Source organism: Marinobacter sp., from assembly GCF_041690615.1.
Classification (GTDB): domain Bacteria; phylum Pseudomonadota; class Gammaproteobacteria; order Pseudomonadales; family Oleiphilaceae; genus Marinobacter.
This window is the reverse complement of record NZ_JAWLGY010000032.1, coordinates 17,649-30,535: the sequence shown is the minus strand read 5'-3', so window position 1 is coordinate 30,535 and position 12,887 is coordinate 17,649. Positions and strand designations below refer to the sequence as shown.

10 protein-coding genes are annotated in these 12,887 nt (G+C 61.1%); 4 read left to right on the top strand and 6 right to left on the bottom strand.

Annotated elements, in window-relative coordinates:
• Together ACESMZ_RS16360 and ACESMZ_RS16355 are read left to right on the top strand one after the other, a co-directional pair.
• The coding region (locus tag ACESMZ_RS16360) for a flagellin (protein WP_372972992.1) at positions 1-697 on the top strand (697 nt) is incomplete at its 5' end.
• 171 nt (positions 698-868) lie between these two features.
• Positions 869-2,869 (top strand): tetratricopeptide repeat protein, encoded by a 2,001-nt coding sequence (locus tag ACESMZ_RS16355; RefSeq protein ID WP_372972991.1) that lies wholly within the window; start codon positions 869-871, stop codon positions 2,867-2,869.
• 396 nt (positions 2,870-3,265) lie between these two features.
• Here ACESMZ_RS16355 and sbcB read toward each other — a convergent pair whose 3' ends face one another.
• Positions 3,266-4,711, bottom strand: coding sequence for an exodeoxyribonuclease I (gene sbcB / locus ACESMZ_RS16350; protein ID WP_372957841.1), 1,446 nt, complete (start codon positions 4,709-4,711; stop codon positions 3,266-3,268).
• Between the two features lie 237 nt (positions 4,712-4,948).
• Here sbcB and ACESMZ_RS16345 point away from each other — a divergent pair, with 237 nt between their 5' ends.
• Complete coding sequence (locus ACESMZ_RS16345; protein WP_372972990.1) at positions 4,949-5,971, top strand: response regulator; 1,023 nt, start codon at positions 4,949-4,951, stop codon at positions 5,969-5,971.
• A 20-nt stretch (positions 5,972-5,991) separates the two neighbouring features.
• Entirely contained in the window at positions 5,992-6,951 is a 960-nt protein-coding gene (locus ACESMZ_RS16340) for a diguanylate cyclase (RefSeq protein WP_372957843.1), read from the top strand.
• Here ACESMZ_RS16340 and ACESMZ_RS16335 read toward each other — a convergent pair.
• The 5 genes from ACESMZ_RS16335 to ACESMZ_RS16315 form a co-directional block, all read right to left on the bottom strand.
• Complete coding sequence (locus ACESMZ_RS16335) at positions 6,943-8,043, bottom strand: DUF3524 domain-containing protein (protein WP_372957844.1); 1,101 nt, start codon at positions 8,041-8,043, stop codon at positions 6,943-6,945. The genes ACESMZ_RS16340 and ACESMZ_RS16335 overlap by 9 nt on opposite strands.
• A gap of 69 nt (positions 8,044-8,112) precedes the next feature.
• A complete protein-coding gene (locus ACESMZ_RS16330) occupies positions 8,113-9,840 on the bottom strand; it encodes an alpha-amylase family glycosyl hydrolase (RefSeq protein ID WP_372957845.1) in 1,728 nt (575 codons plus the stop codon).
• Entirely contained in the window at positions 9,837-11,060 is a 1,224-nt protein-coding gene (locus ACESMZ_RS16325) for a glycosyl transferase (RefSeq protein ID WP_372972989.1), read from the bottom strand. The genes ACESMZ_RS16330 and ACESMZ_RS16325 overlap by 4 nt, the downstream gene beginning before the upstream one ends.
• A gap of 57 nt (positions 11,061-11,117) precedes the next feature.
• Entirely contained in the window at positions 11,118-11,924 is an 807-nt protein-coding gene (locus tag ACESMZ_RS16320; protein ID WP_372972988.1) for an HAD-IIB family hydrolase, read from the bottom strand.
• Between the two features lie 4 nt (positions 11,925-11,928).
• Complete coding sequence (locus ACESMZ_RS16315; protein ID WP_372957848.1) at positions 11,929-12,855, bottom strand: hypothetical protein; 927 nt, start codon at positions 12,853-12,855, stop codon at positions 11,929-11,931.
• Positions 12,856-12,887: the final 32 nt, after the last annotated feature.

Sequence of the window (12,887 nt, the reverse complement as noted above, 5' to 3'; positions counted from 1 at the left end):
CATCTCCAACATCCAGTTCACTGGCAATGACGGCGCCTCCCTGGTTCAGGCAGCGGAACTGGATGCCGCCGAAGACCTGACTCTCGCCGATAAGTTCGAAGAGGGCGAATCCTACAGCTTCAATGTCGATATAAACGGAACCTCATACACGTTCGACAATGTTGGCTCTCTGAATGATATCGTCAGCCAGGTCAACGCCCAGTCGAACGAGACCGGCATAGAAGCCCACCTGAATGCCAAAAATGACGAAATTTTCTTTTCGTCTCAGTTTGGCGAGCCTTTTACAGTGGATATCCGGGCTGACCTCGACGGGGATGGCACTTTCGACCCAGCTACAGAAACCGTCAACCAGGTCGAAGGAACGGTTGAGGACGACACAAGTACTGTGAACGACATCGATATCTCAACCCGCGAGGGCGCGGATATTGCGATGATCTCGGTAGACTACGCGATTGACACCATCAATGGCTTCAGAGCACAACTGGGTGCGGTACAAAACCGCTTCGAATCCACGATTCAAAACCTGAGCACCACCTCAGAAAACCTCTCGGCCTCCAACAGCCGGATCCGGGATGCGGACTTCGCAGCGGAGACGGCAGAACTGGCCCGGACTCAGGTACTGCAGTCTGCGGGCCTGTCAGTTCTGTCTCAGGCCAATGCCCGACCGCAGCAGGTATTGCAGTTGCTACAGGGCTAATTGCCAACCTACTGAAGGAAAACGGCCGGCTTATGCTGGCCGTTTTCGTCTCAGACTAACGGCCTCCAAAACTGGCACACCCTTCGCAACACCTCCCCCAACTACCGCAATAAGCGTCAAAAACTGCAGACTATTGCCGCCCTTGCCGCGGCCAGGTCCACGAGGTGTTCCATGCAAGCACAATACAATGTCCAGCTTTCTAATTCCCAAAAGGCCGAGGTGGCGCGGCTGGTACTGGAGGCCAATGTGGCCTATGGCGAGTCCAACAACTCTCAGCGCCGTTACCTGGAGCGGGTGCAGGCCCGTCATGGTTGCCGGCAGCTACTGGACCAGGCGCTGGTGCTGCAGCCAGACCACGCTGCGGCTGTTGGCTTGCTGGGCCGGGTAGCGATGGATGAAGGTGACCTGGACCGGGCGGCGGAATTGTTCGAGCAAAGCCTGCACATCCAGCCGGAACAACCCCAGCAGTACTGCAACCTGGGCTACTGGGCCCTGAAGGCCGAGCGGCCGGTGAAGGCGGAAAGCTACTTCCTGCAGGCGCTGGAGCTGGACCGGCAATCTGCCGCCGCTTTCTGCGGTGTGGCCCATGCCATGCGGGAGCAGGGGCAGTTTGATGTGGCCTACCTGCATTACCGCAAGCTGATCCAGCTTGGGCTGGACTGGCCCAGTGTGTTCAGCGGCATGCTGCAGTGCGCAGCGCAGATCGAGGTGCACAAGGCGGATACGGAACTAGCGCTGGACGCCATTGCCCTGCTGCGCCGGGAGGAGCTGCCCCACCAGGAAATCGGTCGCTTCTGCGCTGCTATCCTGCGCCAGCAGTACGACCTGGATAACCCCAATGCGGAGGTGTTCCTGGACGCTGCTGCCGACGACGAGCTGCTGATGCTGGCCCTGGACAAAACCCTGATGCCAGACCCGGCCATTGAGGAGCTGATCACCCTCCTGCGCCGGGCCATCATCGCGGAAGTGGCCCAGACTGTCTCCCTGCGGGACGAGTTGCAGCCTTTGACCCTGGCCATCGCCCGTTATGTGGACCGCACCGGCTATGCACTGGTAGCGGCAGAAGACGAAGAAAACCTGGTTCAGACCATCAACGACAGCATTGCAGCCCAACTGGCCATGAACGAGCCGGTAGAATCCCTGGTCGGTAGCGTGATGGTCAGCGCCATGTACGGTGCACTGTTCCACCAGCACTTTGCCACTCAGCTCGGGCAATGGTCCCTGACCGACTGGCCCACTGCCCTGCAGCCGGTGATGGCCGCCAGCTACTACGACCGCGCCATGGACGAAGCCATCAAGCAGAACTTTGACGAGAAAGCGGAAGAACTCACCCTGGTTCGCACCGACGTGCCCCAGGCCTGGCCCAGCTGGCAGCGCCTGGCTTACCACGCCGGCAGCAGCCTGAAGACCATTATGGCTCAGGAACTCGGACTGGATGCTTCTGCCCTGCCTGGCACGCTGCGCATGATGATCTGCGGCGCCCAGTCTGGTCAGCGGGCACTGGAACTGGCCCGTTACCTCGATGACGTGGAAGTGATCGCCGTGGACGAGTCGCTGGCCAATGTGGCTACGGCCGCCCGCCGCGCAGATGAGTTGGGACTGACCAACATTGTATTCTGGCCCTGGTCCGTGGCCCGCCGCTTCGTCGCGGATGGGCACCAGGTGCACTGGGTGGAAGTGGGCCGCCTGCCCTCTCCGGCCATGTCAGAGTTGTCGCTGGCAGCGTTGGTCAGCGACGCAACCACCGGTGGAGCGGTGGTCCATATGCATACCGCTGTCGCCGAACAAACCAGGGGCGATGCGCAGATTCGTGAGCTGATTGCTACACACAACCTGCAGCCCACCCGGGAGACACTGCGGCGCCTGCGCCGTATGGCCTTGAACAACGCAAATGATCCCCAGTGGCAGGACCTGTTGAAGGAGGAGGATTTCTACGGCCTCGGCGGCTGCCGCGACCGCTGGTTCCGCCCCCAGGACATCCGCCAGCTGCAGGACCTCATGGGCCTGGTCAGCAACGAAGTGGACTGGAAGCTGGTAAAGGCCCGGGACAGCGACGGCCATAGCCTGGCACTCGGACCGGTGGCACGTCAGGTGCGCGCCGAGGCGCTGGGAAGCCAGGTGCAGAGCCTGGTGGGGCAGCCGCTGTCGGTTTACTTTGTGCGGCGTAGATAAGAAGTCATTTTTGCCACGGAACCCTCTGCCCTTCGATAAGCTCAGGGTGAACGGCATCGACATGAGCCCTTTGACAAGCTCCCTTCGACAAGCTCAGGGCGAACGGGAGTCAGGGAAAGCTTTGCAGTGATTCTGCTCAGTTGGACACAAAAGAAGATTTAAATAGCGAGTTGGCCACTAAATCCACCAAATCCACGAAATAACAGAGACTTGAATAACCTTTTTCGTATGATTTCGTGGATTTAGCGGCTAAAAGCTGGCCCTTGTTTGTGCATCTAGCATGCCCTTCCCCCCCGATCGCCCTGAGCTTGTCGAAGGGAGCTTGTCGAAGGGGAGTGGATTCCGTGGCCAAATCTTCGGGAGCCCGGCTTTCAGGCACTACCCCCAACTCAACCACTAGAAATACGGCATTATCGACTCACCCCAGAGATGCAGCTCCTCGAGAATGTGCATCTGTTCCGGCGTAATATCCGGATTCCCCGCCAGCCTCTGCAGTTCACGGCCATAGGCCTCCATTGAGAGCCAACCTTTTTTGGACTCCATCAACCGCTTGCGCCGGAAATCTTCCCAGCGTTCCCGCTCGCCATCGATCAATGTGCCCGGGTAATTGCGGGCACGGTACCGGAACAGCAATTCGGGCAGGCGTGGATCTTCGAATCGGAGGTCCAGTTCGCCAAGGGCCTCCGGGGGTTGGCTGATTACCCAGTTGAGTTTTTCCCGGTCGGTGTTGCTGATAAAGCCGCCGCTGTAGAGTTGCTCATCCGGGTCGGTCAGGTCGCTCTCCGGCTGGTGGCCGAAGGCTTCAGCAATCTTTTGGGACAGGCCTTCAGCGGCCCGAAGGGTGGCCAGGTTCTGCCGCAGGGTGTCACCGTCCAGTTTCAACTGTTTCAGACGTTCCGGGCTTAGGCTCTTGAGCATGGTACCAGGCGCCAGTACCGGGCATTTATTGAGCTGTACTCCTTTCAGGGGGAAGCGGGCGACGCCCTCTTCCATATCCGCCTGGGCGGTAAATACCCGCTCCCGGATCTGCTCCGCAGTGGCGTTGATCAGTTCCCTGGGGTCTGCCCGCAGGTCGTAGACGATCACCTGGTTCTTGTTAGTGGGGTGCTCTGCCACCGGCGCCACCATGGCGCAGCAGCCCCGGGTGGCCGGGTACTTGGCGGAAACGTGGAACACCGGCTTCATGGTTGCCGTGTCCAGCATGGCCCGGGCGGAGTGCTTGTCCTTGTTGTTGAGGACAAACTCGAACAGTTTTGGCTGCTTCTCCCTGATCAGTTTGGCCAGGGCGATGGTCGCTTCCACATCCGACATGGCATCGTGGGCGGCCTCGTGGGCAATGCCGTTGGCGGCCGTGAGCTCCTCCAGGCGGAAGCTGGGGCTGCCGTCTTCCTTGCGCGGCCACTCGATGCCTTCCGGGCGCAGGGCATAGGTCAGGCGCACCATATCGATGATGTCCCAGCGGGAGTTGCCGTTCTGCCATTCCCGGGCGTAGGGGTCCCGCAGGTTGCGGTACAGGGTGTGGCGGGTGACTTCGTCGTCAAACCGCAGGCTGTTATAGCCAACGGCGCAGGTGCCGGGCTGGCTGAAGGCCTCGTTGATCTGCCCGATGAAATCCGCTTCCGGGTAGCCGTTCTCGAGGGCCTTCTGGGGTGTGATACCGGTGATCAGGCAGGCGACCGGGTGCGGCAGGTAGTCGTCCGTGGGCTTGCAGTAGATAACCAGCGGGTCTTCGATGATGTTCAGGTCCGCATCAGTGCGCACGCCGGCAAACTGGGAGGGCCGGTCGTGGATAGGGTCTGCGCCGAAGGTTTCGTAGTCGTGCCAGTAAAATGTGGGGGTCACACCAGGGCTCCCGGGATTGTCGTCGGATGCGCGAAGTGTACCAGTTTCTCCGAAAAGAGCTGTACCTTCCCCACCGGACAACAGGCGTGACGCACCTTAAGGTTTTGCAGGCTTTAACGGTTTACCCGTTATGTGTATCTGTTATCCGCGTATAATACTGGCACTTCAGGTGCGCTGGGAGCGCCCGATCGTCAGGCAGGGAAGGCACCATTTCGTCTTCGCGGCGAGCGAGATCTCATGAAAACCCGCATCCTCATCTGCGATGATTCGGCCATGGCCCGCAAGCAGATGGCCCGCGCCCTGCCCCGGGACTGGAAAACCGATATCCACTATGCCGAAAACGGCGAGGAGGCCCTGCATCACATCCGTGAGGGTGCCGCCGACCTTCTGCTGCTGGACCTGAACATGCCGGATATGGACGGCTACCAGGTGCTTGAGACTGTCCGACGGGAAGACCTGCCAGTGATGACCCTGGTGGTGTCCGCCGACATCCAGCCGGAAGCCCGTAAGCGGGTGAAGGAACTGGGCGCTATCGACTTTGTCCGGAAACCGGTTGAGCGTGCCCTGCTGGCCCGTTTGCTGGAGCAGTTCGGCCTTTACCAGCCGGATGCTACCGCCCCCCAACCCCATAGCCAGCCTGACGACGGCAGAGTACCGTTTAGTGTGGGCCTGGCCGATTTCCTGCAGGAAGTCTCCAACGTGGCCATGGGCCAGGCGGCGGACTTGCTCGCCCGGCTGCTGCAGGTGTTTGTGCAACTGCCGGTACCGAAGATTACCACCATTTACCGCAGCGAGCTGAGCATGCTGCTGTCCGCCGCCACCGAGCAGCAAGGGACTTACTCCGCCGTATGCCAGGGGTTCACCGGCGCCGGGCTGGCCGGTGAAGCACTGCTTCTGTTCTCCGATTCCAGTATCGACGATATGGTGCGCCTGCTGGACTACGGCGAGGTGGAATCCGATGCCCTGGATATCGAGGTGCTGATGGACATGTCCAGCATTCTGTTCGGCGCCTTCCTGAGGGGCGTCGGCGAGCAGATGGACATTCACCTGGGGCTGGGCCAGCCCATGGTACTGGGGCGCCACCGGAGGGTGGACCACCTGGTGGAATACCATAACCAGCGCCAGGAAAAACTCATGTGTGTGGAGATTCCCTACCGCCTGGAAGGCTACGAGATTGAATGCGACCTGCTGGTGTTTCTTACCGAGGAATCCATCCGCCAGCTGGAAACCCGGCTGCCCTTCCTTACCGGCGAACACTGAGATGACTCACGGGAGCATGTATGGCTGACACAACGGACGCCACCGGCTATCACAGCCTGGTCACCCTGCTGGAGTCCATCGAAGTCGGTCTGGTGGTGATCGACCTGGATTACCGGGTGCAGATGTGGAACGGCTTTATGGAAAACCACAGCGGCGTCAATGCCAGCCGCCTGCTTGGCCAGTCGTTGTTCGACCAGTTCCCGGAGCTGCCCAGGGCTTGGCTGACCCGCAAGGTTCAGTCGGTGGTTACCCTGAACACCCGCACGTTTACCTCCTGGGAGCAACGCCCCTATCTGTTCCGGTTCCGCAATACCCGCCCGGTGACCGGCACCGAGGAGTACATGTTCCAGAACCTGACACTCAGTCCGCTGACCGGCCCCGACGGCAGGGTGAACCAGGTCTGCCTGATGATCTACGACGTCACGGACGTGGCCAGTGGACGCCGGGCCCTGGAACACGCCAACAAGCAACTGGAAAGGCTCAGTTCCACCGACCGCCTGACCGGCCTGCTTAACCGGGGTACCTGGGAGAACCTGCTGGATGCAGAGTTCGAACGCTACCGCCGCTATGGCCACAACACCGTGCTGGTGATGTTCGATATTGATCACTTCAAACCCATCAATGACACCCACGGGCACCTGATTGGCGACGAGGTCATTCGCGAGGTGGCCTGTATTACCCGGGAAGCCCTGCGACAGGCGGACCGTCCCGGGCGCTATGGTGGCGAGGAGTTTGCCATTATCCTGCCGGAAACGGACATTGACGGAGCCCTGGTGATCTGCGAGCGCATCCGGGAAACCATCGCCGAAACCCCCATCGAGACCGACGATGGCCCTATCCACTGCACGGTCAGCATGGGTCTGGTGCAACTGACGGACACGCCGGAGAACTACATGCAGTGGCTGCAACAGGCGGACGACGCCCTTTACCAGGCCAAGAAAACGGGCCGCAACCGCAGCGTGGTGTTCAGGTCAACGTAATCGACCGGTCAGTTCATCGATTTCTCGCTGATAGTCTGTCATCAACCGGGAGGTACGCCAGCCATCCGGACTCATTGGCGCCGGCCGTTGCGCAAGCATCGTCTGCAGGGTGTCCGCCGCTGCCCGGGCCTCGGCTGCGGGATCTTCCTCCACGCTTTCATAGCACTGGGAGGCCGGCACGTACTCGGGGTAGGCAAGCCGTCGTGGTGCCAGCGCCAGACAGCCAGAGGCCATAGCCTCCAGCATGGCCAGGCCCTGGAAGTCATGGAGTGCAGTACTCAACACAATATCGGCGCTGGCCAGCAGCCGGTCGTAGTCGCCCCGCTGCTCCAGAAAACCCCACTGCACCAGCTGTTCGCCAAACTCTTCCCGGATCTGTCCGAAGGCTTGGGGCTGCCGCCGGAACTGCTCCCCCACCACGCTCAGACGAAAAGGCTGCTGTCGCTGGTGCAGTTCCCTAAGCAGATACAACAGCCGCTCCGGCCCCTTGTCGTATTCCCAGCGGTGGTTCCACAGCAGGTGAGGCGCCGACCAGCCGGGTGCGGTGTGCCTGTTGATGAACAGGCGATCATCAATAGGCACCGGCAACACCCGGGACTTGTCGCGGATGGAGGCCGTCATTTCCGGAGGCAGCCGGTCCGGCATCCCGTCGATAAACCGATAGGCGCCATCAAGGAAACTGTCACGGTTCCAGGCACTGTTGAACAGTACCCGGTCCGCCGCCAGGGCACTGTACAGGTTGACCATGGCCGGCTCGGCACTGGAGTGCTGGCGACCGGAATCCGGGTAGGCGAACTGGTTCTCGTGCATGTACAGAATGGCCGGGGTGCTGGCCAGCTGGGGGTTCAGTCCCTTCAGGGTCGCCAGGTCCACCATGGAGGTGGCCAGTACCAGGTCCCAGGGCTCCTGCAACAGGGGCTCCCCAAGCCAGCTCAGGGGATTGCCCCGTATCCGCCAGCGGAAAAACCGGGGTGGCAGCGCCAGCACCTGCCAGTGATACCCGGGCAGGCCCGCGATTAGCTGGTCACGCCAGCGGCGGTGGCTGCCGGCGTCATAGCCGGAGAGCAGCAGGATGCGTTTCGGGTCCGTCATAGCAGTATCAGCAGGGCCAGGGTGAACGCCCCAGTGTATTCATCCCGCCACCCGATGTCGCCCTGCACGTCAGCGATTGGCCAGCCACACCGCCTGGTAGGGTTTGAGGGTCAGGCTGCCGGAGAGATCATCAATTTCCAGGCCGCTGATCAGGTCCCGCCAGTGGTCGGTGCCGATCAGGTTGATATCCGCCAGCGCCACCTGCTGCACCTCGTCGGTAATGTTATGGATACAGAAAATGGACTGGTCACGCCGCATGCTCTGGCGCCAGAAACCGAAGATTTTCAGGCCCAGGTGCAGGGTGAACTGGGTGGCGTTGGGGTGGAAGGCCGGCTGTTTGCGGCGAATGGCAATCAATCGTTTGAGCTGGTGGAACACCTGGTTGTGCCGGCTGATGGGGTTATCCAGCTCCCGCTCCAGGGTCTCCAGGTCCCACTGGCTCCGGTTGATGGAGCGCAGGCGCCCGGTGTGCTCTACCCGGGCGTAGTCGTTGCCGGTGCCCAGCAGGCTGTGGATATAGAATGCCGGAATGCCCTCCAGGGCCAACATGATGGCATGGGCGCAGAGAAAGCGGGGCAGCTGCCACTGGTCCGGCCCGCTTTCCTCAGTGCCTTTCAGCGCATCCCAGAGGGATATATTGATCTCATAGGGCTGATTACCACCGGCCTGCAGCCGCCGGTAAGACACCTTGCCACCAAAGGTTTCCATACAGTGGATGAGTGCCTGCTTCTCGTCATCGCTCAGCAAGCCATCGGTGGGCCGTAACCCGATGCCGTCGTGGGAGGCGATAAAATTCAGATAGGTGGTGCCCATCTGTGCCGGGGGCATGCTCATCAGCCAGGTTTTCAGGTGACGGCAGTTACCGCTGACCAGGGTATTGATCAGCAGCGGTGGCAGCGAGAAATTGTAGATAGCGTGGGCTTCGTTGGCGTTGCCGAAGTAGGTCAGGTTCTCCCGGTTGGGTACGTTGGTTTCGGTGACCAGGATGGCCTCGGGAGTGTGGTGCTCCACCAGTAACCGCAGCACCTTGATAATCTCATGGGTCTGTTGCAGGTGGATGCAGGAGGTGCCAGGTTCCTTCCAAAGGAAAGCCACCGCATCCAGCCGGAAGATGCGCACCCCCTGTTCCAGGTAGAACCGCATGATCTGGACGAACTCCACCAGCACCTGGGGGTTGGCGAAATTCAGGTCCACCTGGTCTTCGCTGAAGGTGCACCACACGTAGCGTTCGCCGTCGTCGGTCTGCACCGGCACCAGTAAGGGTGAGGTGCGGGGGCGGACGACCTCGCTCAGGTCCTGGGTGGGGTCCGTTTCGAAGAAATAGTCCTTGCCCGGATGCTCGCGCCGGCGGAAGTTCTCGAACCAGCGACTGCGGGCAGACATATGGTTGATCACCAGGTCCGCCATCAGCTTGTAGCCATCGGCAATGGCGCGGATATGCTCCCAGTCACCCAGGGATTCATTCACGGCCCGGTAGTCCATCACCGAAAAGCCATCGTCCGAGCTGTAGGGGAAAAACGGCAACACATGGACCCCGCTCACGGTCTCCGCCAGGCAATCGTCCAGGAACTGCCGCAGGGTACGCAGGGGCTTCTCCCCCGGCCGCTGTACGCTGTCGCCGTAGGTGATCAGCAGCACGTCGGATTCGTCCCAGTTATTCTGGTGGGCGGGCGGGCCCTGGCGGTCTTCCGACAGGTCCATGGCGCCCAACAGCTCCCCGGCCAGCCATTGCACATCCAGCGCCGGGTAGATCTGCTGCAGCATGCCGGCAAGCTTCTGGGTCAGGGTATCGGTCATGGCGCGTAATCCCGGTTGTCCAGTTCCACCGCTTCCACCAGTTCATCCATCAGGTTCGGCAAGGCACTGGCGACCCGACTCCAGCTGGGGATAAAGGGGGCATCCATGGGATTTTCCAGGAAGTAGTTTCCGGCCTCCATCACATTGCTGGCGAACATCTCCACGGCCTTCTCCTCCCGGTGCCGGTCGATATTCAGGCCGTTGATGAGGGCGTCGTTCTGGTAGGTCTCGATAAAGTCCAGGGCAATGCGGTAGTAGGTGGCCTTGATGGTCCGGAATTCCTCCGTGGAGAGCACTTCGCCGTTGGTGGCCAGCTTGCGAAACAGCGCCTTGCAGATGTCCAGGCTCATCTTGGAGAGGCCCTTGCTGGCGTCATCCGGTGACAGGTCCTGGTGCTTGTGGTCGTAGTTATCGGCGATATCCACCTGGCAGATCCGGTTGGTGGCGTAGTTGCGGCGCATCTCTGACAGCACCCCGATTTCCAGCCCCCAGTCGCTGGGGATCCGCAGGTCGGTGATCACATCCCGCCGCAGGGAGAATTCGCCGGCCAGGGGGTAGCGGAAGCTGTCCATGTAGTCCAGGAAATCCCGCTGGCCGCAAACCTTCTTCAGGGCCCTCAGTAAGGGGGTCACCAGCAGGCGGCTGACCCGGCCGTTCATGCTGCTGTCGGATATCCGGGCGTAGTAGCCCTTGCAGAACATATAGTTGAACGACGGATTGGCCACCGGATAGATCAGCCGGGCCAACAGGTCGCGGGAATAGGTGAGAATGTCGCAGTCATGGAGGGCAATGGATTTCACCTGGCCGGAGGCCAGCATATAGCCGAAACAGAACCAGACATTGCGTCCCTTGCCCATTTCCGAAGGCGCCAGGCCCTGCTCCCGAAGTTTGTCGTCAATGGCCTTCAGCCGCGGGCCGTCATTCCAGAGTACCTTGACGTTCTGGGGCAGGCCCGAGAAGTATTCCATGGCATGGCGATACTGGGCTTCATCGGCGCGATCCAGGCCAATCACGATCTGGTCCAGGTAGGGCACCGCCTTGAGCTCCTCCACGATGTTGGCCAGCGCAGGCCCTTCCAGCTCTGAATAAAGGGAAGGCAGTACCAGGCCCATGGGACGGGTTTTACTGAAGGTGAGCAATTCCCGCTCCAGGCCCTCCACTGGTCGGCGGGTCAGGTTATGCAGTGTGGTGACAATGCCGTTCTGGTAGAAATCCCCCATTCGGGCTCTCCTTGTGTTGATCCGGAGTCATCGCTGCCAGCGGCGCCGGGCAACGCGTCATTGGTAGCCGTAACGCTCCAGGATTTCCAGTACACACTGGTTCCAACCCACCGGGCCGGGCTGTTGCGATCGGATAACCCGGTGCCCTGACGGCAGCGTAATCCGGCTTGCGCCGGGGCCTGCCATGACCACAGCAAGGTCCGCGCCAGCGAGCATGGCCTGGTCGTTGGGGCTGTCACCCAGGGCCACGGTTTGCCAGTCCTCCTCAGGCCAAGCGGAACGGTAGCGTTGAACCAGCTGTGCCATGGCACCGGCCTTGTCGAACTGGCCCATCACGTGGAGAAAGCGACCGCCGGATAACAGCTGAAGCCCTTCGGATTCCAGCGCCCGGCGGAACTGCTCCAGTTCTGACGGCTGCCCCTGCCAGAGCAGCGGTTCAGTCGCGATGCGGTCCCGGGCCCGGCGGGCCCCCTCAGGGTCCAGCCCGGTGTGACCGGCAACCTCCGCATCCGTCATGTCCGCAAACCCTATGAACCGGAACCCCTGCGACCTGAGCAGGCGCAGGTGCTCCAGAATCTCTCCACGCCCCGCCCCCAGACAACTGACCTGCTCCGGGCCAGGCGCGAAATAGTCGCCTGGAATCACCGTGGCAGCGCCGTTTTCCACAATAAAGGGGTGGTGGTTGCCCATCTGTGCGCGAAGGTCGTCCATTTCCGCCCGGGTCTTGCTGGACGTGAGTACCAGCGGAATCGCCAGGGCTTTCAGCCGTTCCAGTGCAGGCCGCGCTGGCGACCAGTCATAGGTGTCGTGGTCCAGCAACGTGCCATCCAGGTCGCTGAACACGATCAGTGCAGGCCCTGCCACGGCTTCAGGCCCGGGTCAGGGTGTGGTCTTCATCCAGCTCCAGCAGGACATCTGCCCGTGCCGGCATCTCGTCCAGGCAATGCCGGGTGATACGTTCGTAGTGCATGACAAAGCGTTCCAGTTCGGCATCCCCCATAATGCGCACTTGTGGTGCGGGCCGGCCACTTTCCTCGCCCACTTTCGGGGCAGCCCGATAGCGCTCGGCCAGCTTGTGCTCCTGTTCGGTGCGCCAGCGTTTTACCGCATCGAACGACGGTGCCTTCATCATGATCAGCAGGTCCAGGCGCTCGAAGAAATCCTTGTAGGGCCCCTCCAGTTGCTGATTGACGTAACGCCGCCAGCGGCCGTCGACATCCTCCTTCTTTTCAAGGTCGTTTAATGGCGTAGCGAGCTCGTCCTCAGATTGGGGCAGCGCCCCGAGACACCAGCCTTCCACCAGGATGATCTCGGGATGACCTATGAACAGGGGCCAGTGTTCCTCCGGCTCCCGATCATCCAGGGCCTTGTTGAAGACCGGCATGGGCGTACGGGAACCGGCGTTTGCACCGACCAACTGATCGAGCACTTTATTGCCCAGGGCGAGGTCATGGGTGCCCGGAGCACCGCGGGTAGCCAGCATCGGATGTTCCTCACGGGCAAGCTGGCTGCGGGTTTCCCGGGTGTGGTAGATATCGTCCAGTGACAGGCTTGCAGTGGGGCACCGGTACCGGTACGCGAGCAGAACCCGCAGAAAATCAGTGAGGGTGGACTTGCCGGTGCCCTGGGCACCATGGATGCCCACCACCAGGGGTGTGTCCGAGTCCTTGCTGGCCTGATAAAGTGACAGGGCAAGGGGCTCGATCACATCGCTGACGGTACGGCGGTATTCCGGCGGAAGCCGGTGCTGGGTCATCAGGGCTTCGAGGGCATCATCGGTGTCGGTGTTCGGCATAGCATCGGCTCCAGGCGTTTACATCTTCCTGT